General features: G+C 65.3%; 18 protein-coding genes. 10 read left to right on the top strand and 8 right to left on the bottom strand.

What is annotated here, in order from left to right; all coding sequences use genetic code 11:
• Positions 1–203: 203 nt before the first annotated feature.
• The 3 genes from fabG to NMP98_RS11950 form a co-directional block, all read right to left on the bottom strand.
• Positions 204–944 (bottom strand): 3-oxoacyl-[acyl-carrier-protein] reductase, encoded by a 741-nt coding sequence (gene fabG / locus NMP98_RS11940; protein WP_254857906.1) that lies wholly within the window; start codon positions 942–944, stop codon positions 204–206.
• 85 nt (positions 945–1,029) lie between these two features.
• A complete protein-coding gene (locus NMP98_RS11945) occupies positions 1,030–1,191 on the bottom strand; it encodes a DUF6757 family protein (protein ID WP_254857907.1) in 162 nt (53 codons plus the stop codon).
• A 41-nt stretch (positions 1,192–1,232) separates the two neighbouring features.
• Positions 1,233–2,003: a PHP domain-containing protein gene (locus NMP98_RS11950; protein ID WP_254857909.1), complete on the bottom strand. Its 771-nt coding sequence runs from the start codon at positions 2,001–2,003 to the stop codon at positions 1,233–1,235.
• A 128-nt stretch (positions 2,004–2,131) separates the two neighbouring features.
• Between NMP98_RS11950 and NMP98_RS11955 the strand changes: the two genes are divergently transcribed.
• Complete coding sequence (locus tag NMP98_RS11955) at positions 2,132–2,419, top strand: DUF5789 family protein (protein ID WP_254857911.1); 288 nt, start codon at positions 2,132–2,134, stop codon at positions 2,417–2,419.
• Here the strand turns inward: NMP98_RS11955 and NMP98_RS11960 are convergent.
• Both NMP98_RS11960 and NMP98_RS11965 read right to left on the bottom strand, forming a co-directional pair.
• Complete coding sequence (locus NMP98_RS11960; protein WP_254857912.1) at positions 2,416–3,798, bottom strand: DUF4393 domain-containing protein; 1,383 nt, start codon at positions 3,796–3,798, stop codon at positions 2,416–2,418. The two genes, NMP98_RS11955 and NMP98_RS11960, sit on opposite strands and share 4 nt — an antisense overlap.
• Positions 3,795–5,102 (bottom strand): DUF445 domain-containing protein, encoded by a 1,308-nt coding sequence (locus NMP98_RS11965; RefSeq protein ID WP_254857914.1) that lies wholly within the window; start codon positions 5,100–5,102, stop codon positions 3,795–3,797. Before NMP98_RS11965 ends, NMP98_RS11960 begins: the two co-directional genes overlap by 4 nt.
• A gap of 428 nt (positions 5,103–5,530) precedes the next feature.
• Between NMP98_RS11965 and NMP98_RS11970 the strand changes: the two genes are divergently transcribed.
• Entirely contained in the window at positions 5,531–6,196 is a 666-nt protein-coding gene (locus tag NMP98_RS11970) for a hypothetical protein (RefSeq protein ID WP_254857916.1), read from the top strand.
• Positions 6,197–6,280: 84 nt separating this feature from the next.
• Here the strand turns inward: NMP98_RS11970 and alaS are convergent, their stop codons facing one another.
• Entirely contained in the window at positions 6,281–9,082 is a 2,802-nt protein-coding gene (gene alaS / locus NMP98_RS11975) for an alanine--tRNA ligase (protein WP_254857918.1), read from the bottom strand.
• Positions 9,083–9,248: 166 nt separating this feature from the next.
• On the opposite strand from alaS, the gene NMP98_RS11980 reads away from it, so the two are divergent.
• Positions 9,249–10,712: an HPP family protein gene (locus NMP98_RS11980; RefSeq protein WP_254857920.1), complete on the top strand. Its 1,464-nt coding sequence runs from the start codon at positions 9,249–9,251 to the stop codon at positions 10,710–10,712.
• A 40-nt stretch (positions 10,713–10,752) separates the two neighbouring features.
• On the opposite strand, the gene NMP98_RS11990 is transcribed toward NMP98_RS11980, so the two are convergent.
• Positions 10,753–13,818 carry a replication factor C small subunit gene (locus tag NMP98_RS11990; protein WP_367997232.1) on the bottom strand — a complete coding sequence of 1,022 codons (3,066 nt, stop codon included), beginning with the start codon at positions 13,816–13,818 and terminating at the stop codon, positions 10,753–10,755.
• Between the two features lie 81 nt (positions 13,819–13,899).
• On the opposite strand from NMP98_RS11990, the gene NMP98_RS12000 reads away from it, so the two are divergent.
• From NMP98_RS12000 to NMP98_RS12010, 3 genes are read left to right on the top strand one after another with little or no spacing between them, the layout of a single operon-like run.
• Positions 13,900–14,931 carry a bactofilin family protein gene (locus tag NMP98_RS12000; RefSeq protein WP_254857922.1) on the top strand — a complete coding sequence of 344 codons (1,032 nt, stop codon included), beginning with the start codon at positions 13,900–13,902 and terminating at the stop codon, positions 14,929–14,931.
• 37 nt (positions 14,932–14,968) lie between these two features.
• Positions 14,969–15,169 (top strand): ubiquitin-like small modifier protein SAMP2, encoded by a 201-nt coding sequence (gene samp2 / locus NMP98_RS12005; protein ID WP_254857924.1) that lies wholly within the window; start codon positions 14,969–14,971, stop codon positions 15,167–15,169.
• A complete protein-coding gene (locus NMP98_RS12010; RefSeq protein WP_254857926.1) occupies positions 15,166–15,513 on the top strand; it encodes a GNAT family N-acetyltransferase in 348 nt (115 codons plus the stop codon). Before samp2 ends, NMP98_RS12010 begins: the two co-directional genes overlap by 4 nt.
• Here NMP98_RS12010 and NMP98_RS12015 read toward each other — a convergent pair.
• A complete protein-coding gene (locus NMP98_RS12015; RefSeq protein ID WP_254857927.1) occupies positions 15,506–16,891 on the bottom strand; it encodes a phosphohexomutase domain-containing protein in 1,386 nt (461 codons plus the stop codon). The two genes, NMP98_RS12010 and NMP98_RS12015, sit on opposite strands and share 8 nt — an antisense overlap.
• Before the next feature lie 112 nt (positions 16,892–17,003).
• On the opposite strand from NMP98_RS12015, the gene NMP98_RS12020 reads away from it, so the two are divergent.
• The 4 genes from NMP98_RS12020 to NMP98_RS12035 are packed head-to-tail and all read left to right on the top strand — an operon-like array spanning position 17,004 to position 21,896.
• Positions 17,004–18,002 (top strand): AAA family ATPase, encoded by a 999-nt coding sequence (locus NMP98_RS12020; protein WP_254857929.1) that lies wholly within the window; start codon positions 17,004–17,006, stop codon positions 18,000–18,002.
• A 2-nt stretch (positions 18,003–18,004) separates the two neighbouring features.
• Positions 18,005–18,484: a protein-tyrosine phosphatase family protein gene (locus tag NMP98_RS12025; protein WP_254857930.1), complete on the top strand. Its 480-nt coding sequence runs from the start codon at positions 18,005–18,007 to the stop codon at positions 18,482–18,484.
• A 52-nt stretch (positions 18,485–18,536) separates the two neighbouring features.
• The gene (locus NMP98_RS12030; RefSeq protein ID WP_254857931.1) at positions 18,537–20,111 is read left to right on the top strand and encodes a tryptophan--tRNA ligase; all 1,575 of its coding nucleotides are present in this window, start codon (positions 18,537–18,539) and stop codon (positions 20,109–20,111) included.
• A gap of 54 nt (positions 20,112–20,165) precedes the next feature.
• Positions 20,166–21,896 (top strand): excinuclease ABC subunit C, encoded by a 1,731-nt coding sequence (locus NMP98_RS12035; protein WP_254857933.1) that lies wholly within the window; start codon positions 20,166–20,168, stop codon positions 21,894–21,896.
• Positions 21,897–21,920 lie beyond the last annotated feature (24 nt).

Raw genomic sequence — 21,920 nt, forward strand, 5'->3', positions numbered from 1 at the left:
CGGGGCGGGGAGCGACAGAAGAGTTTCGACGGCCGGCGGTTGGCGAGCGCAGAGCATCCGCGCGAGCAAAGCGAGCGCGGTTCACCGGTGACGAGGCCGAAGGCCGAGTCACCGGGTCATTTTTCCCCAAGTTTTTGCGCGGGGGGGTTCCCGCAGCGAGCGCAGCGAGCGAGGAAACCCCCTCGCGTAAAAAGTGGGTGTTGTTACCACTCCATGCCGCCGTTGACGGCGAGGATTTGGCCGGTCATGTAGCCGGCGTCCTCACTGGCGACGAAGCGGACGATGCCCGCCACGTCCTCCGGCGTCGCAAACCGGTCGAGGGGAATCCGCTGGAGGATTTTCTCTTGGACCCGTTCGGGGACCGTCTCTAACATGTCCGTCTTCACGAATCCGGGGGCGACGCAGTTCGCCGTCGACCCGGTGGACGCCAATTCGAGCGCGAGCGTCCGGGTGAAGCCGAACAGCCCCGATTTCGTCGTCGCGTAGTTCGCCTGCCCGTAGTTGCCCTGCTGGCCAACCACCGACGAAATGTTGATCAGCCGGCCGTCCTCCGCCGACTTGATGTCATCAAACAGACAGTGGGTGCAGTTGAACACCCCGCCTAAATTCACGTCGAGGACCCGCTGCCAGTCGTCCCGCGTCATGTTTTCGAACTTCTTGTCGACGGTGATGCCGGCGTTGTTCACGAGAACATCGACCGAGCCGAAGGTGTCGTGAACCTCCGAACACATCGCTTCGACCTCGTCGTAATCGGCGACGTTTCCCTGTACCGCGATGGCGGTACCACCTTCGTCCTCGATGGCGTCGACGACGCTCTCGGCTTCATCCACCGAAGAGCGGTAGTTCACCACGACATCGGCACCGTTCCGTCCGAGTTCTTCGGCGACCGCGCGGCCGATACCACGGGAGGAACCGGTTACGAGACAGGTCTGGTCGTCGAGCATGGGCTAACGAACGCACGGCGTGCTAAAAGAGTTGCCGACCGTCCGGACGGTGACCGGCGGAGGGACGGAAGTGTGAGACGGGGAGTTACTCGAGGGCGTCCTCTATCTGCCCCTCGATATCCTCGAGCGCGTCGGAGTCGGAGAGTTCCTCCATCCGCTCGCGGAGGTGCCGTTCACAGAGGCCGACCTTGATGTGGTCTTTCTCGACAGCGACGGCGGCCTCCTCATCACAGTAGTGACACTGCATACCCGTGGGTACGTGACCGAGCGGTTTGAACCCAGCGCTCGTCACAGCGCCGCACGGAAACGGCGGTAGTCCTCACGGTCCAATCCCGCCTTCCCGAGCGTCTCCTCGTGAGCGTCGCTGCCGCCGGTAGAAAGGAGGTCGTAGGTCCCGATGGCTCGGTCCAGCGGGCGGGGGTCGACCTCACGACCGTAGGGATAGAACCGTTCGACTGCATCGAGTTCCGAACAGAGTTCGATTGCGGCCTCGGGGTCGTCGTACCGATAGGGGTGTGCGAGGCCGACGACGCCGCAGGCGTCCTCAAGGACCGACCGCCCCCTCTCGAAGGAGGGGATATCGCGGGCGACATAACAGGGGCCGTCGTCGCCGATGAGTTCCTCGAACACCTCGCCGTACTCGTAGTCGGTGACCTCGGCGACGGCGCGGGCGATGTGGGGTCGGCCGAGTCCCTCTCGCGGTTCCACGGGTAACTCGACGCCGAGGCGCTCTTCGATGGCGTCGATTATCCGTCGGCCGCGCTCGATGCGGTCGGTCTGGAGCGACTCGACGAGCGCGTCGAGGTCGTCCGTGCGTTCGACGCCGTAACCGAGCAAATCGACCCGTTCGGCGTCGGTTTCGACTCGCAATTCGATGCCGCTGACGACCGTGACGCCGTCGAGGTGTGCGACGGGCGTCGATAGCTCGGGGTGGGTCCGGTCGTGGTCGGTGACGGCGACGACATCGACACCTGCTCGCTTTGCGGCGTCGGGCAGCGTCGACAGCGTCAGCGTCCCGTCGGAGTTCGTCGTGTGTACGTGGAGGTCCGCAACGACCATACCTGAAGGCGGGACGCGACGGTCAAAGCACCCTCGCTTCCGTCGCCCGGGTGCTCGCTAGATGACCTTATATCCGGGGGAGGATATTATAGCCAACATTCATGAAGGATTGGGAGAGAGGGGTACACATGCAACTGCTCGCGAACGTCGACGACCGAATCGATGCCCACACGTATCCCGCGACCGCGACGGAACTCATCGAGGAGTACGGCGAGCTCGAACTGGAGGTCCCCAACGGCGAGGAGACGTTCGGTGAGGCCTTGGAGCGTCTCGGCGAGACGACCTTCGAGGACGCCGACGACGCCCGACTGGCGGCCTACTCGGCGGTGTCGAAGAATGCCATCGGCCGGGAGAACTACTCCGACCGCGATGCGCCCTCCATCGGCGAGAACGGTCCCGAACAGGTCTCGTTTTAGGTCTCCTCGCGGAAGGTCCGTTCCCGCCGTTCGACGTTCACCGAGACGGGAAGACACGTCTCACAGAAGTCGACACCGAACGCCGACAGCGTGACGCTCCCGTACACCGCTTTCGGACGGTCCGCGGCCTCGCGTGCGGCTTCGATGTGCGATTGGGCCTCGAGTACCTGATACTGTTTGAGGTCCTCTATCGGTTCCTCCGAGAAGTCGATGAGGCCGAGTCGTTCGAGGTTCTTGAGGTACACCGGCGTTCGGTCCGGGTACCGACAGCCGGCGTCGCTGCCTATCATCGTCAGGTTCTCCGCGATGAGTGTCGATTTAAACGGGATGAGCTTCTTGTCGCGGACGTTCATCGTCGCCTGCGTCCCATCCTCTGCGAGCAGCCGCAGGATGCGAGCCTCGTCGGCGGCCAGTTGTTCGAGGACCGAGGGAAAGGCGGGGTGAATCGTCTCGTCGCGGCCGACTTCCGCGGACTTCGAGAGGAGCCGGTCGCCGCGTTCCCGGAGCGTCTCCGACGTTATCGGTCGGCTGTCGATGAGGTCGTCCTCGTGGGCTTCGAGCCAGTCGGCCTGTTCGTCGCCGATGTCGACGCCCGCCCGCTGGAGTTCGTCGAGCGCGATGGCGCGGCTCTCGGTGAGGAGGCGGGCCGGCGACTCGGCGTTGGCCGCCGCATACGCCATCCGCGTGCCGGTTCGGACACCGGACTCAACCGAGTACCCCGTCGCTCGTTGTGTCATCGCGGCACCGATGCGCGCGATACGGAACATGTCGTATGTGTCGTCGGTCTCGGCGATATCCTCGGACGGAGTCCCAGCCATGCCGGGGATGGGGAACAGCCCGCCGATGCCGCCCGAGGTTGGGTCGGTGAGGTCGACGATGGCGTCTTCAAGCCCCGCACGGAACCGTTCGACGTCCTCGGGTTCGATGGCCGTCGGGTCGGCGAGTCCCTCGCCGACCACGTCGAATAGCTCTTCGAGGCTCTCGGAGTCGGCCGTCGTCGTGCCCGCGACGGCTTCCTCCAGGACGGACAACAGCCCGTCGACATCCACGTCGTCGAGGTCGTCGGGGGCGACGATGGTCTCTTCGAGAATCGACACCAACTCCGCGAACGTCTCGGGGTTCGTCTCGGAGGGGCTGGCGACGGCGTTTTCCAGCACCGAGAGGAGTCGGCGGAGTTGCCGGCCCTCGAGGGCGTCTTCGGCGGTGGCCTCCTCTAAAAGCGAGAAGACGCGTTCGACCTCGCGGGGAGCCATGTCGCCCTCCTCGACAGCGTCGACCTCGACGTTCTCGGTGCCGCCGAGTGGGTCCTCGGCGTCGGTTGTGCCCTCGTCGCCCGTTGGCTCGTCGTTGGGCGTGTCCTCGGGTGCGTCGTCGCTCATACGGCGGTCACCACCAGCAGTTGGAACCAGCCGGCGACGAACCCGAGTACCGCACCGAGGACGATGAGCATCCACTCGTCTTCGATGAAGGCAGGCCGGAGCAGTTGGACGAAGTTCGCCGGCGTGAGGCCTCGGATGCGCTCGCATATCAGTCGTCGAATCGACTCGCTGCGCTCGGCGTTGAACTCGGGGTCCGACAGCGGCGATATCGTCCGGTCGACGCTCTCTTCGGCGAACCGCTCCCGGACGCGCTCGTACTCGTCGCTCCCAGTCGTCATGCGGACGAGCGGGCCGGCGAGACCGACGGCGCGGTCGACTTCGGGTCGGATTGCGTCTCGAATCATCTTTCGTGTGCGGTCCGATTGGCTTCCGTACATGAGGTTTTCGGCGACGTTGGAAATCGTGACGATTTCGTCGGCGACGATTTCGGCGTACTTTTCGGCGGCTTCCGGTTGGCGTTTGATGAACAGTCCTTGCAGTCGAAGCGGGCCGAGACGGCGCTCCTCGATGGGGAGGAAGATGATTTTCAGGGCAATCCAGTTGGTCATGTAACCGACGGCGACGCCCGCCATCGGGAGCACCCACCACCGGTCGATGTAGAGGAAAAGCGGGATGGTGAACACGCCGAGGAACGTGCCGAGGAGGAACCCGGAGTTGACGATGAACTTCAGTTCGCGGTTGCCGACTTCGAGGAACAGTCGGTTGAGCAACTCGGGGTTCTCGTCGAGGTGGTTCGTTATCATGAGGTTGATGTCGAGCAGTTCGTCGATGTTATCGCCGATTTGTTCGGTAATCTCGTCGGCGATGCGGGGTAGTTGCGCCTGAACGCGGGCGTGTACCAGTTCTCGAACCGGCTGTGGGGTGTCGTTCCACAGCGCCGGGTGCTCCTCGCGGAGCGTCTCGTCGGTGAGTCGGCGGATTTCGTCCTCGGAGTTGGTGACGATGTGGGTGGCGATTTCCTCGGGGTCGAACTCCTCGTAGAACTCCCGTTCAGTCGCGATTCGAGCGATGCCCTTCTCGGCGGCGATGGTGCCCATCCGGGCGGACCGAGAGGGGATGATGCCCTGCCAACCGACCAGCCCCTCCATCACGCCGGGAATCTGCTGGAGTTTCCGCGGCAGACTCGGTGCGATACTCTTCAGCCCAGGGAGTCGAAAGCCCACGAACTCGACGGGGTGAAACAGCATTCGGATGGCGACCCAGTTGGTTCCGTAGCCGATAATTCCGGTGATGAAAGGGATAAGAACCAATCGCCACTGGAGGCCGTACGGAAGTCCCGGGAGGAAATCGACGAGGGATATCACGCTTGGGTCTCCGTGGTGAAACTGACAGCGAGACCGTCCACGCTCCGGCACCGCACTGCGGAGCGACGAACCGACGCGTCCGAGCGAGTGACGGCGTTTCGGGACGTCTCGCTTCCTGTCACGTTTTTGTATTTTCGTAATGGAACTTTAATCTACACGTCTCGGGTCGCCACCGTCGAACGCCGGCCGGCGACCCTCGTCTGCGGCAATTAGGTTCTTAGTGCCATTCTATGGTAACAGATGTAGTCTAGTGCCAAGTTTTAAGTTATTGGTTCACGAACATGCGAACGGGTGGTGCAACGAACGGACGGTTCGCCGGCGGCGAACCCGGTCTCCGACCGGGCCGTCGTTCCCCATCGGCGGCCGGCCTCGTCCCATCGGCCGGCCGCGCTCGGCACCGTCCGCTCGTCCCATACCGGAATCCAACTATGACTGACGACAACTCACCGATTGCCACGCTGTTCCAGCTACAACGCGACACGATTAGACAGACCGAAGACGTCATCGAGGACGTCATGACCCTGCCACGGGAGATGAGCGACACCGTCTACGGCGGCGTCGACACCCAACGCGACATCCAACGGCAGGCGCTCCGACTCTCCCGGCAGTCGGTGCACACGTCGCTGGACGCCGCCGAGTCCGTCTCGGGCGGCTCCTCGACGCTCGAGGACCTCCGTGAATCCGTCGACGAGACGTTCGACACCCTCGAAGAGCAGTCCGACGAGGCCTACGACACCCTCGACGAGGAGTACGACTCCGTCGGCGAGAGCTACGACGAGTTCAGCGAGGACGCCCTCGAAAATCTCAGCACGCAGCTGGATTTCCTCATCGAACTCAACGAGGACCTCGAAGGGCAACTCGTCGATGCCGTCGAGGAGTTCACCGACCAACTCGAAGAGCTACAGGACCAACTCGACGAGCAGGCCGACGACGCCCAAGAGCGCGTCTCCGAGCAGGCCGACGACCTCGCCGACCGCTTCGAGGACCAACTCGAACAACTCTCCGAGCAGTTCGAAGAGCAGGCCGACCGATTCAACGAACTCGAGGACCGCCTCGAAGACGTCGGTGGCACTGACGACGAAGACGACGAGTAACGTAGCGACGCGACCGTCCGTCGTCCACGTTCCGTTTTTCCCTCTTTCGGCCGAACCAGCGACCGCGCCGAAAACGAACCGTCCTCAGGCCTCCCGCAGTTGCCGTAACACGTCGGGCGCCTCGTCTAAGGCGTCATCAAGCGCCTCGACGTCGGGGCCGCCGCCCTGTGCGAAGTCCGGCGGGCCGCCGCCGCCCCCGCCGACCTTCGCGGCGAGTTCACCGACGACCGACCCCGCGTTGAGGTCGACGCCGTCGGGTACCGCGACGACGAACGTCGCACCGTCGAGGCCGCTGCCGATGACGGCGACTTTGCCCTCGTCGGCGAGGGCGTTGGCCGTCGCCCGGAGTTCGTCCATGTCGGCGTCGACCCGCTGGACGACCGCCGTCGCGTCGTCGAGGTCGACCTCGGTGGCGTCGTCGCCGCCGCCCTGTGCGCGGACCTCGGCGAGTTGCTCTTTGAGGTCCTCGATTTGTTTGCCCCGCTCCTTCCACTCCGAGAAGAACCGCGTTGCGGTGTCGGGGACCTCCTGTGGCGAGACGTCGAAGGTGTCGGCCGCCTCGTAGAGGGCGTCTTCGGTCCGCTGTGTGGCCTCGATGGCGGCGTCGCCCGCCGCGAACGTCAGCCGCTCGACGCCGTCCTGAACCCGCTCCGTCGAGAGGATTTTGATGGTGCCGATGTCGCCGGTTCGGGTGACGTGGGTGCCCGCACAGGCCTGTACGTCCTCTGCGACTCGAATGAGCCGGAGATTCTGTCCCGGCGGAATGCCGCCCTGATACAGGTCGAAGCCGTGTTCCTCCTCGGCTTCGTGGCGGTCGGGCCACTCCTGTTTCACCGCGACGTTGTCGGTGACGAGGTCGTTTGCGACCCGCTCGATGCGTTTGACCTCCTCGCGGCTGATGCGCTCGTAGTGACGGATGTCGAACCGCGAGGATTCGGTGCCTTTCTGGGCGCCGGCCTGCCGGACGTGCTCGCCGAGGACCTCCCGGGCCGCGTAGCCGACGATGTGAGTCGCGGTGTGGTGTTGCATCAGCCGCTTGCGCCGGGTCGCATCGATTTGTCCACGGACGAACTCGCCTTTGCCCGGACTCTCGTCAGTGCGATGGAGGACGACGCCGTCGACCTCCTGGACATCGGTGACCTCGACGGTCACCTCGTCGGTGGCGAGCGTCCCCGTGTCCGCGGGTTGGCCGCCGCCTTCGGGGTAGAACATCGTCTGGTCGAGGGCCACGTCGTATCGAGTCTCGCCATCGACCTCCCGTTCGATGACATCGAGGACGACCGCCTCGAAGTCGGTCCGTTCGGGGTCCTCGTAGTACAGTTTCTCCGTGTCGGGAAGGTCGGCGATGCGGTCGTCGTCGGTTTCGGCGCCCTCCTCTTCTTCGAAGGCCTCCTCGCCGCCGTGGCGTGCCGCGACCAGCGAGTAGAAGTCGTCGGGAATCTCCACGTCCGCGCCGTGGTCGGCGGCGATGTCCTCGACCATATCCGGCTGGATGCCGTGGGAGTCGTACAACTCGAGCACTTCTTCGAGAGGAATCGGCTCGCCCTTCGCCGCGTAGTCGCTGGCGAGGCGTTCGACCTGTCGGCCGCCGCGTTCGAGCGTCTCGCGGTACTTCTCGACCTCCGTCCGGACGATGTCGCGGACGGTGTCTCGGTTCTCGTAGCCGAGTCGGTCGGCCTGCATGTCGACGAGTTCGTCAAGCGGCGCGTCGACGCCGGCGGTGTCACACAGCCGCTTGGTCCGGCGCAACACCATCCGGGCGAGATACCCCGTGCCGACGTTCGAGGGGACGATGCCGTCGCCGAACATGTAGGCGAGCGTCCGGCAGTGGTCGGCGATGGCGTAGATGTCCTCAAGCGGTTCGACGAGTTCACGCAGCCGACTCGTCGACACGTCGAGTTTGTCGGCGATGTTGTCGCGGGCCGCCTCCACGTCGTCGACGTCGTCGATGTCGAGTTGCCCCGACAGTCGGGCCGCGCGGTTGACAAGTGCTTCCTCGTCGTCGGTGTATTCGAGGCCGGCGTTGTCCTTCAGGAACGAAATCATCTCGGGGTAGACGGCTTCGTACACCGTCGGGGTCCCCTGGGACATCCAGGTCCACCGCTCTAACCCGTAGCCGGTGTCGACGATGTAGGTGTCCATATACGAGTAGGTGTTCCCGTCTTTGAGTTCGTACTCGCCGTCGGGGTCCTGCTCCATGCACATGAAAACGAGGGTGGCGAGTTCCAGCCCCCGGTAGATGACCTCGATAGCGGGGCCGGCGTTGCCGCCGCCGACCCACGGGTCCTCGATGTAGGTTACGTCCTCGATGTCGGCGCCCAACTCCTCCAACAGCGTATCACAGTACTCGACGGTTTCGTCCTTCCAGTACACCTCGCCCTCGTAGGCGTACTGGCCGGGGTCCTCGAGGTCCTCGCGGGCGTTGAACGCGTGGTGGGCCATCATTTCGAAGGCCATCGTGTGCCGGCCCGTCTTGCCGACGTTGTCGATGTCCTGCATTCGGATGCAGGGCTGGCTCACGGTCAGCGGGTTCGCCGGCGGCGGCGTCTTCCCGGAGGTGACCAACGGCTGGAAGTCGTAAATCGAGGCCTGCGTCAACAGCACGTCGTCGCGCCAGCGGTTCGCCGCGACCGGGTAGGGGTCGATGCGCTCGTGGCCGTGCTCCTCGAAAAACGAGAGGAACGCCTCGCGCATCTCCTCTAAACTGTACTCCTCGTCGAATCCCGGTGCGTCGATGAACTCGTAGTCGGCACACGGCGGCTCCCCACACAGTTGTCGGTCCTCGTCGCGGGTCCAGAAGTGTGACCCACACGACGGGCACTCCTTCCGTACGAACCCCTCGTCGTGGAAATACTCGAGCTGATACTCCTCGTCGAGGTCACTCATTACTCCTGTTTGGCCCGTCGGCGGCTAAAGGGTTTTCGAGGCGCTCTGACCGCCCGAATCGGGCGCGAACCGGATCGAAAACCCCGTTTCCACGGCTTCGGCCTCGGCGACGCCGAGCGGTCCGTGAGCGAAACGGCCAAGCCGCCGGCGACGCTCGACCACAGGTATGCGCGATTGGTTCGGCGTCGGAACGCGAATGTTCATCGGGAGTCTCCGCCAGCGGGTTCGCGTCGCCCGCCGGCGTCTCGAAGAGACCTCGACGCTCATTCACGTCTCGATACTCCTCTTCGTTCCCGCGCTCATCGCGCTGATGACGTATCTCTCGAACCGCTCGAGTTACGTCTCCTTCTTCATCCTGCCGCCGCTGGCGGCGGGCACCTACGCGCTGTTTGCCAACCCCGAAAGCAAGTACGCCTCGCCGGTCCGGTTCGTCGCCGGCCTTTCGGTCGGCGCCATCTGTTCGTGGGTTGCCATGGAAGTCGCCATCCGGTTCGTCTATCCCGGATTGCCACCGAACGCAATCGAGGTCGACGCCGCCATGACAGCCTTCGCAGTGTTCCTCGCGGGACTCGTCACATGGGTACTCGACATCGAGGAGGCTGCGGCCTTCTCGATGGCGCTTCTCGGATTGCTGGTCGACCCCACGCGCCGGCTGTCGTTCGTCGTGAGCGTCTTCGTCTCCTCGGGCATCGTCGCCGTCGGCTTCGCCGTCTGGCGGGACCTGTTCTACGAGCAGCGGGCGCGCTATCTGTACGAATCCATCGAGGGCGACGACCACGTCCTCGTCCCGATTCGGGGTGAGTTCGCCGAGGCGACGGCCATGCTCGGCGCGCGTCTCGCCGCCGACCACGACGCCGGGAAAGTCGTGCTACTGGATATCGTCGAAGAGAGCCCGGAAACCGCACGGGACGGCGGCCGACCCCCCGGGGTCGTCGCCGACGGCGGCGATGCAGTGAAGGGTCAACCGGATGCCGACACCGAGGGCGACGACGGGATGGACCCGACGACGGCAGCGGCGGTGTCCGAACTCGAGTCGCTGGCGTCGCGAATCGAGACCAATCTCGGGGTGCCCTGTCAAATCGTCGTCGCGGCAGCGGGCCCCTCTCGGGCCGAAACCGTCCGACAGGTCGCCAGCGAAGCCAGTTGTGACCTCATCGTCGCCCCCTACGAAACCGACGACAGCGAGGTGACGCCGTTCATCAAGCGACTCCTCGAAGCGAACCGGGACGTGTTGATACACCGCTCCTGTGACGGCAGACAGCGCTGGCGACGCATCATGGTCCCGGTTCGGCAGGCGGGAGACACCGCACACAACATGATAGACTTCGCACTCAGGCTGGCGGGACCGATAGGGCACGTGAGCATCGCCCACTGCATCGACTCCGAAAAGCAGCGCCGGAACGCGACCCAGATGCTCGCCAACCTCGCGGAGACCATCGACGGAACCGTCGAAACGCGCGTTCCGAACGCCTCGATTCACGACTTCCTCCTGCGCTCGGCACCGGAAAACGACCTCATCGTCATCGGCTCCAGCGGTGACCGAAGCGTCGCTTCCCGACTCGTGTCACCGCCGACGTTCAAACAGATAGACGACCTCGAAACCGACGTCGCCATCGTCGACCGCCACTGAGAAACTGCGTCCGCCTCACCTGCACCGAGGTGAAGCCCGTCTACTCCTCGCTCAACGACAGCGACGCCAACAGCGCCTCTAGCTGTATCTGCTCGTTTGCGCCCGCCGTGATTCGGTAGTCGGCCTCGCCGACCCGCTCCATCAGCCGAACCGCCTGTCGCTCCTCGAGGTCGAACTCCCACACCGAGCGGTGCATCTGGTCGATGATGTCGCCGCCGGCGATGCCAGCCTCGGTGAGCAGCGAATCGAGGTCCGCCCGGGCCGCCGTAAAGTCGCCGTCCAACGCTTTCGTCACCATCTCGCGAATCTCCTCGGGACGGGCCGTCGAGGTGATTGCGTAGACGGCCTCCTCGTCGACGGTTTCGCCCATCACCGCGGCGGCCTGCAGGCCGTTGATGGCCTTCCGCATGTCGCCGTCCGCCGAGTACACCAACGCATCGACGCCGTCGTCGGTCAACTCGATGCCCTCGGCGTCGGCGATGATTCGGATTTGCTCCTCGACGGCCTCGTCGCCGAGCGGCGAGAACCGGAAGACGGCACACCGCGATTGGATGGGGTCGATGATTTGGCTGGAGTAGTTACACGAGAGGATAAAGCGCGTGTTGTCGGAGAACTGCTCCATCGTCCGGCGGAGCGCCGACTGGGCGTCGCTGGTGAGGGCGTCTGCCTCATCGAGGAATATAATGCGGTGGTCGTAGCCGCCGAAGGAGGCACGGGCGAAGGACTTGATTCGGTCTCGAACCACGTCGATACCCCGCTGGTCGGAGGCGTTCAACTCGAGGAAGTTCTCCCGCCAGTCGTCGCCGTAGATTTCCTTGGCGATAGCGACGGCAGAGGTGGTGTTGTGCATCACGCTCGGAACGGCCCCGGCGATGTAGTTTCGCGTCTCCGGGACCGTCAAGTCGTACACTCGCTGTGGCTCTTCGACGGTTTCGATTGAGTCGACCTCGTCGAAGTAAAGGTCACCGCGGGCGAGCGTATCGAGCGTTCGAAGCGCTTCGAGGACTTCCTCGGAGAGCATCTCCGCCGCGGTTTCCCGGATTCGTTCTGCGACCGTCCGGAACCGGGGCGTCGTCGACAGCGCATGGTCGTCGTTCTCCAAGAGATTGATTACGTCAGTTCCGCGGAGTTCCGTCCCCTCGGCGATGTGGTTGTAGGGAACGCCGAGTCCTTCGATAGCCGCCTGTAGGGCTGTTTGAACGGCAGACGTATCGGGCGTTACTTCGACTTCGCCGGTTGATTCGAGAAGCACTGTCGTACGCTGTCGTTCCGGTGTTCGTCGACCGTCGGAATACTCCAACAACCGGTCGGACCTGACGCCGGTTTCGGCACTGAGTTCCCGACGGGTTTCGATAGGCTCCAATCGGTCCCGTGAGGCGACCCACGTCGCCGGTAGTGCCTCGATTCGTTCGATGTCTGCTTCGAGACTCTGAACGCTTTCGAGGGCTTCCTGTGCCGTTTCGAGTCGTTCAGCAGCTGCATCGAGTACGCGCCCAATGTCTTCGAGGTGATTTTCCCGTCCGGGCGAATTCGGGTTTAGCGTCCCCGTCACCAGTTCGTCTTTCGGCAGATACAACGCCGAACAAAGGTCGTCAACCGCGGATTGAGCAGGTATCGTATCGTGGTTCGGATTCGGCTCTCGGTTGGCATTCGTCGACAGTCGCCCGGATTTCGTCGACATCGAGAAGCCGATACGGTCCTCGAATCGAGACAGTGCCGATGCGCTCGAAACGTAGAGGGTATGATACGCTCGCTTCTCTCCAGAACCGTTCGTCGCCGCCTTTCGCTCGGTCTTCCGCCGGGTCGGAACCCCTTCACCACTCAGCAGATACGACAGTAAGGTGATGATATCCCCGTCCTTCTGTGTGAGTTCCACCATCCCCTTCTCGGTCACGTGGCCTTCTGCGTCGAACATCGCCTGGAGGAATGCTCGTCTGCTGTCGGCCGGGGCGCGGACGAGTCGGGAGCCGACTGTCTCGCTATCGTCGAAAACCGAGAAGCACTGTCTCAAGTAGTGAACGACCGTTTTGTTATCGACACTTCGATAAGAGACTCCTTTTTGTTCGCCCGTCTTCGGGTCGATACCGAACGACAACCGGGACGCTTCAGTGAATGCATCAAGAAGACCGGCGTCGTCGTTGTAGAACTTGATTCGGGAACCGTCGATACGGGCTTCCGCCAGTGCTAGCCCGACGAAACGAGCCAGTTTAGTGGTCAGTTCCCACGGCGGTTTGGCCGGCTCGGAGCGTCGGTTGTTCGGAGAGACGTACTGAATCGCCTCGATGTGGTTCCGAAGCGTCGACCGGGAAACATCGAGCGAACGAAGATGAGAGAGTGAACACACCGTCGACAGTGACTCGAAGTCAATATCGGCCGCCTGCCGACGATATGCTTGGACGGTTTTTTTCGGTGTATTCACCGTTGCTGCGATTTCGTCGTCCGTCAACCCGGAACGGATTCCCTCGAACACCTCTCGTTTGAGTCCGACGTGGTCTTCGACCACCGAGATACCGTGTTCGGAGGCGAACGACTCGGACACGTGGACGAAAATCCGGTCACCGTCGAGTTCGTCAATCCAGTCGATGTCTCCCTCGCCGTGGGGGAGTGGCGTCGTTTCGGGGCGTGCGATGCGGTCGCCCGATTCCAATTGTTCCGCTCGTGTCCACGAGAGGCCATCGGAGCCGACAGTCAGGAGACGATGTTCCGGCGTCACGGTCACCTCATTGCCATCTCGCGTGGCGACTCGAACGAGGTCGTCAGCCTCCTTGCCGAAGACGTGAGACGGGGAGACGAACTCGAAGCCGCGGCTCTCGTCGTACGTCGCCACTTCGAGGTCCTCGGACGGTGCTTCGAATCCATCTTCGTCCCCGACCACCGCTCCCATCTGCTCGACGCCTCGATTCGTCAAAACGGGCGTCTCGCCGGTGACGCACTTCCCGGTTCCCGCTGGGCCTGCAAACAGTAGATGCGGCAGTTCCTCCTGTGCGATGTACTGCTTCAACCGTTGTGTGATGCCCTCGTGACCGACGACCTCCTCCAGCGTCTGGGGGCGGTACTTTTCAATCCAAATCTCCCGCCCGCGGTCCTCGGCGGCAGCCTCGCTCATGGCAGATGAGAGACTCCGGCCGAGTATAAACCCCCCGAGACGGGCGGAAAGCGTTTAGGTGAACCCGCTGATTGGTCGGCCATGCGCCGTTCGTTCGCCCTCCTGTTCGCGCTCGTCCTCGCGGTCGCCCTGCTCCCCGGAATCGCCGCAGCCGACACCCGCGTCGGCGGGTCGGTCGTCGTCGACGGCGACCAGACCGGCGATGTGTCGGCGGCCGGTGGAACGGTCGTCGTCACCGGCACCGTCGACGGCGACCTCCGAGCGTACGGCGGCGACGTTCGTATCGCCGAGGGCGCCGAAGTGACGGGTATCGTCCGCGTCTACGGCGGCGACGTGTACGTCAACGGCACCGTCGGTGGCAACGCCCTCGCCTACGCCGGCAGCGCCACGTTAGGCGAGACGGGGAGCGTCGACCGCTCGTTCGGTGCCGTCGCCGGCGACGTGACCATCGCGGGCACCGTCGGCGGCGACGCCAACGTCTTCGCCGGTCGAACTACGCTCGCCGAAACCGCCGTCGTCGAGGGCGGCCTGACGTACGGTGGCGAACTCGTCGACGAGGGCGGAACCGTCGAGGGAATCACACAGGGAACGAGCGACCTCGCGCTGGTGCCGCCGCTGGACCCGCTGTTTTCGATTTTCGGCGTGTTCATGTTCGTCGGCGATTTGCTGTTGGGGGCCCTTCTCGTGTACGCCGCGCCGAAGTTCGCCGACGCCGCCGCGCTGACCGCCCGGAGCGAACCATTCCGGACGGCGGGAACGGGACTGCTGGCGCTCGTCGGGACCGCCCTCGCCGTCGTCGTACTTGCGGTGACGCTGGTCGGCCTGCCGCTGGCCGTCGCGTTGCTCGCCATGGCGCTCGTCGTCGCATGGGTCGCCGCCGTCTACGGACAGTACGCCGTCGGCGCGTGGGCGCTGTCCTACACCGACTACGACAACCGCTATCTCGCCGTCGGAATCGGCGTCGTCGCAGTTACCGTCCTCGGACTGCTGCCGTACGTCGGCGCGCTGCTCCGGGCGGTCGTCTTCCTGCTCGGAGCGGGCGTCGTCGCCCTCGGCGCGCGCCGAATCTACGAACTCGTCTCGCGGAACCGCGGCGGCCTCGCGGAGATATAGCGGCACGCTGAAACCGCCTCGGCGCGTCCCTTGGCCCATGCGCGTGACCTGTGAGGTCGTCGGCGAAGGGAGCCACGACCTCGACCTCCCGGCCGATGCAACCTACGGCGACGTGCTGGAATCGGTCGGCCTCTCGACGCACGAGGCTTCGGTCCTGGTCGACGGCAGCCCGGTTCCCGAAGACCGGACGGTCGATTCCGACCACGTTCGCGTCCTGCGGCTAATAAAGGGCGGATGAGAGTCGAGGAAGCGACACCCGGCGCCGAGACCGCGGTTCGAGCCATCTGCAACGCCGCGATGCTGGAACTCGACGAGGCGGTGCTGGCGGAGGCGGCGGTGCTCGTCGCCCGCGAAGACGACCGCGTGCTCGGCGCGCTCGTCCTCAACGGAACCGAAATCGACGCGGTCGCGGTCCGTCCCGGCCGCCGCGGCAGCGGTATCGGCTCGGCGCTCGTCGAAGCGGCGGCCGACCAGCGACCGGAACTGACCGCCGAATTCGACCTCGGCGTTCGCCCGTTCTACGAGTCGCTTGGCTTCGACATCGACTGCGACGGCGGGCGGTGTCGCGGGTATCTCAGATGAGCGGCCGGACCAGTTCCGCGCCCGATTCGAGCAGTTCCTCGACGCGGTCCCTGTCGCCGGCCTCGGCGTAGACGCGGAGTTTCGGCTCCGTCCCGCTGGGGCGGACGAGCAGCCACGACCCGTCTTCGAGCACGAGTTTGAAGCCGTCGGCGGTGCCGACCGACTCGACGGCCGTCCCGGCCACGCTGTCGGGAATCGATCCGTCCAACTCGTCGAGGACGGCGGTCTTGCGCTCGTCGGGGCAGTCGACGCTGATGCGGTCCTGAACGATGTCGCCGTGTTCGGCGCGGAGGCGGTCGAGGCGGTCGTCTAGCGACTCCTCGGCGTGGGCGGCCGCCACCAACAGGGCGACGAGGACGCCGTCTTTGTTGCGGAGGTGGCCACGGACGCCGAAGCCGCCCGACTCCTCGCCGCCGACCAGGGCGTCGAACTCGCCCATCGCCTCGGCGACCCACTTGAACCCGACCGGCGTCTCCCGAACCGATTGGCCGTGGGCCTCGGCGACCCGGTCGACGAGGAACGTCGTCGAGACGGTTCGGACGGCGTCGCCATCGTCGGTTTCGAGCAAATAGTCGTACAGCGCGACGAACAGCCAGTTGGGGTCGACGTAGCCGCGGTCGGGCGTGACGACGCCGATACGGTCGGAGTCGCCGTCGTTGGCGACCCCGAGGTTGGCCTCGCCGTCGGTGACCCGGGTTTCGAGGTCGCGGAGGCGGGCCGCAGAGGGCTCCGGCGGCGACCCACCGAACTCTGGGTCGGCGTCGTTTCGGAGTCGGAGGACCTCGGCGCCGGCCCGCTCCAGCAGTTCGTCGGTGACGCCCCGGCCGCTGCCGTGCATGGCGTCGTGGGCGACGGTGACCCCCGAGCAGTCGGCCGAGCGGCCGTTCTTGCCTGCGAACGCCAGCGCGTGGTCGAGATACGGGTCGATGAAGTCGGATTCTTCGATGTGGCCCCACTCGGATTCGGGAAGCGGGTCGGGCACCCGGAGGTTGTCGGCCAGCCAGTCGGTCACTCCCGGTAGGGCCGGCGCGCCATCGTCGGGAACGAACTTGATGCCGTTGTACTCTGGGGGGTTGTGGCTGGCGGTGACCTGCAGGGCGCCGTCTAACTGGCGGTCGAGGACGGTCCAGGCGACGACCGGCGTCGGCGTGTCGCGGTCGGGGATATATGCGTCGACGCCGTTGACACAGAGGACGCGACACAACTCCTCGGCGGCGTCTCGAGAGCCTTCTCGCGGGTCGTAGCCGACGGCGACGGCGGGGTCGGCCGACCCCTCTCGTACGTAGTCGGCGACGGCTTGGCCCACGGCCCGGATGCGGGGCGTCGTGAACTCCTCGACGGTCGTCCGCCAGCCGTCGGTTCCGAACTCGATGTCCATGTCGTCGCGTCGACGCCCCAACGCAAAAACCCCGGCGTCGGCGGGACGGAGAGGGAGCGACTGCGGCGTCGAGAGAGGAGGGCTTTTGCCGGGGCGGGTCCGAACGAGAAGTATGGACGCGCCGCTGTGGACCGACGAACACGCGCCCACCGTCGACGAGTTACCGCAGGCCGAGGTGCGGGACCACCTCGAACGCGTGACCGAGGAACCGATGAACCTCGTCGTCTACGGTCCACGCGGCGCCGGCAAGACCGCCGCCGTCCGCGCACTCGCCGAGGACACCCACGAAGACCCCGACAACGACTTCGTCGAAATCAACGTCGCGGACTTCTTCGGCCGGACGAAAAAGGAAATCAAGAACGACCCCCGGTTCGGCCACTTCCTCGACGGCCGCTCGCGGCTGTCGAAACGAGACATGATAAGCCGCGTACTGAAGGAGCAGGCCGCCTATCAGCCGGTTTCGGGTGAGTTCCGGACCATCCTCCTGGACAACGCCGAGGCGATACGCGAGGACTTCCAGCAGTCGCTGCGGCGGATAATGGAACAGCACTACGAGGCGACGCAGTTCGTCATCGCCACCCGCCAACCGTCGAAACTCATCCCGCCAATCGAGTCGCGGTGTTTCCCGATTCCAATGCGTTCGCCGACCCACGACGAGACGGTCGAGGTGTTGGAACGCATCGTCGACCGAGAGGGCGTCGACTACGACGCCGACGGCATCGAGTACGTCGCGGGCTACGGCGACGGCGACCTCCGGAAGGCCATCCTCGGCGCTCAGACGACCTACGAGGCCGAAGACGAGGTGACGATGCAGGCTGCCTACGACGCGTTGGGCGACGTGGGAATGCGCGAGGAGTTGACTGACATCCTCGCCGACGCCGATGCCGGGGAGTTCGAGGACGCCCGCAAGGGGTTGGACGAACTGCTGTACGACGAGGGGTTCGACGGCGAGGAGGTCCTCAGGGAGTTCCTCGCCGCCGCCCGGAGTCGCTACGAGGGCCGACAGTCGGCCCGCGTCCACGAACTCGCGGGCGAAATCGACCTCGAAATGTCCGAGGGGAACGCCGATAGGGTCCACCTCGGGCGATTGCTCGCCGAGTTGGGACGGTAGCGATGCCCAACTTCGCGCCCGTCGCACCCGAAACGCCGGTGTACGGCATCTGCCGACCGGGCCATCTCGGCGGCGGACTCGACGACTGGGCGGCCACGCTGGACAGTGCTGGCGTCAGCAGTGTGCTCTGCCTGCTCTCCTCGGCGGAGGCGACCCGATGGGGCCTCCCCGACGCCTACGCCGACCGCTTCGAGACGGCCCACGTCCCGATTCGCGAACGACACCTCCCGGATGAATCGACGCTCCGGTCGGCGCTGGGGGCGATTCGAGACGCAGACGACGCCGGCGAGACTGTCGCCGTTCACTGCAACGCCGGTCTCGGACGCACCGGCGTCGTCGCCGCGGCGTGGCTCACTCAGGAGTGCGGCTACGACCCCCACGAAGCCGTCGAAACCGTCCGCGAGGCCGGCCGAGCGCCGCGGGAAGCAGTTCGCTGTGGCAACGCGACCGAGGCGGAACTGCTCGAATTGCTCGCCCCGTAAGCGCTCACACCCAAGCGAACGGTTTTTGGGCGAACCAACCCGACGCTACTGCATGACAGACGACGACGCCCACGAGGAAGCGACGCCCCCACGGACGGACGGCGGGGCGACAGGTGCCGACGAGACGGCCCTCGACCCGTGGGGGTCCTCGACCGTCGACGACTACCGGAACCTCTTCGAGGAGTTCGGCATCGAGGAGTTCGACGACGTGCTGCCGGAGGTGCCGAACCCCCACTACCTGATGCGTCGGGGCGTCATCTTCGGCCACCGCGACTACCGACCGGTCGCCGAGGCGATGGTCAACGACGAACCCTTCGCCGCGCTGTCGGGATTCATGCCGACCGGCGACCCCCACATCGGCCACAAACTCGTCTTCGACGAGATAATCTGGCACCAACAGCAGGGCGGCGACGCCTACGGCCTCATCGCCGACCTCGAAGCCCACTCCGCCCGCGGGATTCCGTGGGACGAAATCGACGAACACGCCGAGAGCTACCTGCTGTCGCTGCTCGCGTTGGGCTTCGACCCCGAGGAGGGCGAACTGTACCGCCAATCGGAAAACGAGGAACTGCGCAACCTCGCCTTCGAACTCGGCTCGAAGGCCCGGTTCGCGGAGTTCGAAGGCATCTACGGCTTCGACGGCGAGACCTCGGTGTCCCACATGCAGTCGGTCGTCACCCAGATGGCCGACATCCTCTATCCGCAACTGGAGGAGCCGAAACCGACCGTCATCCCCGTCGGCCCCGACCAGGACCCCCACGTTCGACTGGCGCGTGACCTCGCGACCCGGATGCGCTTCTTCAAGGTGAGCGAAGCCTACGCCAGTTTCGAGTTGGAAGACGACGAGCGCGCGCTGGTCGCGGAGGCCTACGAGGCGCTGACTGGCGAACGTGGCGGCGGCCACGCCGACGACCCCGACGCCGATGTTCGCTGTGTCGAGGCCGCCGAGTGGCTCGAAGCCGAGGCGCCCGACTCGACGGCGCTGTGGGACACCGTCGAGACGCTGAAGGCCGGCGGGAAAGAGCCACTCCGCCCCCGGGTTCGGTTCTTCGACCGCAACGCGACCGACGACGCCTTCGAGGCGCTTATCGAGGCCATCGACGGCGAAAAGCGCGTCTACGAGGGCCACATCGACAGTTTCGACCTCGACCGCGAGGAGGCCGAGGAACTCGCCCGCGAAATCGAAGTCGACAACGGCGGCTACGGCTTCGTCCCGCCGTCGTCCATCTATCACCGCTTCATGACCGGCCTCACGGGCGGAAAGATGTCCTCGTCGGACCCCGCATCCCACATCAGCCTACTCGACGACCCCGAGGACGGCTACGACAAGGTGAAGGCGGCGACGACCGGCGGCCGCGAAACCGCCGAAAAGCAGCGCGAGTTGGGCGGGAAGGCCGACGAGTGTCCCGTCTACGAGTTGTACGCCTACCTGCTCGCAAACGACGACGACGAACTCGCCACCGAGGTGTACGAGGAGTGCGTCGGCGGCGAACGGCTCTGTGGCGGCTGTAAGGAGCAGGCTGCCGAGTTGATGGAGGCGTTCCTCGAAGACCACCAAGAGAAACGCGAGGAGGCAAAGGAACTGCTGGCGGACCTCGACATCGAGTTGGAGAGCAGCAGGAAGTAGTCGAGAGAAGTTCCCTAACGTCATTCTGATACCGCTCGGTGCCCAACGGCGGGTATGGACGCGGCCGCGGTGCGTGAGCGCGCCGGTGAATTACCCCGAGAGCCCGGGGTGTATCTCTTCGAAGCCGGCGAGTCGGTGCTGTACGTCGGCAAGGCGGTCGATTTGCGGAGTCGAGTTCGTTCCTACGCCGACCCCCGCGGCGAACGTATCCGACGGATGGTCGACGCCGCCGAAGGCGTCGACTTCGCGGTCACCGACACCGAGACCCAGGCGCTGCTGTTGGAGGCGAACCTCATCAAGCGCCACCAGCCGCGGTACAACGTCCGCCTGAAGGACGACAAATCCTATCCGCTGGTGCAGTTGACCGACCACGCGTTCCCGCGCATCGAAGTGACACGCGACCCCGACGACGGCGCGACCGTCTTCGGGCCGTTCACGAACAAGGGCCGCGTCGAGACGGTGCTGAAGGCCCTCCGGGAGACCTACGGCCTTCGGGGGTGTTCGGACCACAAGTACGCCGGCCGCGAGCGGCCCTGTCTCGACTACGAGATGGGACTGTGTACGGCGCCCTGTACCGACGAGATATCTGCGGAAGACTACGCCGCTGACACCGAATCAGTCGTCCGGTTCCTCGAAGGCGAGACGGGCGTCCTCGCCGAACCGCTTCGTCGTGAGATGGAGGCCGCCGCCGAAGCGGAAGCCTTCGAGCGGGCCGCGGCGCTCCGGGACAAACTCGACGCCGTCGAGGCGTTCCACGAGGGCGGCGGCGACGCGGTGACGACTCGCGACGAACGTGTCGTCGACGTCCTCGGCGTGGCAGTCGAGGGCGAGCGGGCGACCGTCGCCCGCCTCCACAGCGAAGACGGCAAGCTAGTCGACCGAACGCGCCACCGCGTCGACGCCCCGGAGGACGAAGACCGCATTGCAGCGGTGCTTTCGGCGTTCGTCCCGCAGTTCTACGCCGACCGGCCGCTGCCCGACGTGCTGTTGTTGCCCGAACGACACGGCGATTCGGACCTCGACCGCTGGCTGGACGCGGAGGGCGTCTCGGTCCGGGTTCCGGGGGCGGGCCGGGAGGCGACGCTCGTGGAGTTGGCGCTGAAGAACGCCCGCCGGAAGGCGGGTGAAGTCGACGCCGCGAGCGCACTCTCCCGCCGACTCGGCATCGACCGCCCGGAACGCATCGAAGGGTTCGACGTGAGCCACGCCCACGGAAAGGCCGTCGTCGGCAGCGACGTGACGTTCGTCGAGGGGTCGCCGGAGAAGGCCGACTACCGCCGGAAGAAACTCGAGGAAACCAACGACGACTACGCGAACATGCGCGAACTGGTGCAGTGGCGAGCCGAACGGGCCGTCGAGGGACGTGACGACCGCCCGGACCCCGAGTTGCTCCTCATCGACGGCGGCGATGGGCAACTCGGTGCGGCACGGGACGCCCTCTCGGAGACGGGTTGGGACGTGCCCGCCGTCGCCCTCGCCAAGGAGGAGGAACTCGTGGTGACGGCGGACGGCGTCGAAGACTGGGACGACGATGACCCCGCGTTGCACCTGCTCCAGCGCATCCGCGACGAAGCCCACCGGTTCGCCGTCCAATACCACCAGACCGTCCGCGACGAGGTATCGACGCCGCTGGACGAGGTGCCCGGCGTCGGCCCCGAGTTGCGGAAGCGACTGCTCCGACGCTTCGGGAGCGTCGGCGGCATCCGGGCGGCCTCCCGAACCGAACTGGCGAACGTCGACGGCGTCGGCGAGGCGACCGCCGCGGCAATCGACCGCGCACTGTGACGGCGATTGGGTCCGAACGGCTCC

The sequence above is a fragment of the Natronomonas gomsonensis genome (assembly GCF_024300825.1).
GTDB classification, from domain to species: Archaea; Halobacteriota; Halobacteria; order Halobacteriales; family Haloarculaceae; genus Natronomonas; species Natronomonas gomsonensis.

Coding starts and splice junctions, on each gene's coding strand:
- NMP98_RS12020 (WP_254857929.1), top strand. CDS start 17,004: ATGGACGCGCCGCTGTGGACCGACGAACACGCGCCCACCGTCGACGAG.
- NMP98_RS11950 (WP_254857909.1), bottom strand. CDS start 2,003: ATGGTCGTTGCGGACCTCCACGTACACACGACGAACTCCGACGGGACG.
- NMP98_RS11970 (WP_254857916.1), top strand. CDS start 5,531: ATGACTGACGACAACTCACCGATTGCCACGCTGTTCCAGCTACAACGC.
- alaS (WP_254857918.1), bottom strand. CDS start 9,082: ATGAGTGACCTCGACGAGGAGTATCAGCTCGAGTATTTCCACGACGAG.
- samp2 (WP_254857924.1), top strand. CDS start 14,969: ATGCGCGTGACCTGTGAGGTCGTCGGCGAAGGGAGCCACGACCTCGAC.
- NMP98_RS11980 (WP_254857920.1), top strand. CDS start 9,249: ATGCGCGATTGGTTCGGCGTCGGAACGCGAATGTTCATCGGGAGTCTC.
- NMP98_RS12015 (WP_254857927.1), bottom strand. CDS start 16,891: ATGGACATCGAGTTCGGAACCGACGGCTGGCGGACGACCGTCGAGGAG.
- NMP98_RS11955 (WP_254857911.1), top strand. CDS start 2,132: ATGCAACTGCTCGCGAACGTCGACGACCGAATCGATGCCCACACGTAT.
- NMP98_RS12035 (WP_254857933.1), top strand. CDS start 20,166: ATGGACGCGGCCGCGGTGCGTGAGCGCGCCGGTGAATTACCCCGAGAG.
- NMP98_RS11945 (WP_254857907.1), bottom strand. CDS start 1,191: ATGCAGTGTCACTACTGTGATGAGGAGGCCGCCGTCGCTGTCGAGAAA.
- NMP98_RS12030 (WP_254857931.1), top strand. CDS start 18,537: ATGACAGACGACGACGCCCACGAGGAAGCGACGCCCCCACGGACGGAC.
- NMP98_RS12025 (WP_254857930.1), top strand. CDS start 18,005: ATGCCCAACTTCGCGCCCGTCGCACCCGAAACGCCGGTGTACGGCATC.
- NMP98_RS11990 (WP_367997232.1), bottom strand. CDS start 13,818: ATGAGCGAGGCTGCCGCCGAGGACCGCGGGCGGGAGATTTGGATTGAA.
- NMP98_RS12000 (WP_254857922.1), top strand. CDS start 13,900: ATGCGCCGTTCGTTCGCCCTCCTGTTCGCGCTCGTCCTCGCGGTCGCC.
- fabG (WP_254857906.1), bottom strand. CDS start 944: ATGCTCGACGACCAGACCTGTCTCGTAACCGGTTCCTCCCGTGGTATC.
- NMP98_RS11960 (WP_254857912.1), bottom strand. CDS start 3,798: ATGAGCGACGACGCACCCGAGGACACGCCCAACGACGAGCCAACGGGC.
- NMP98_RS12010 (WP_254857926.1), top strand. CDS start 15,166: ATGAGAGTCGAGGAAGCGACACCCGGCGCCGAGACCGCGGTTCGAGCC.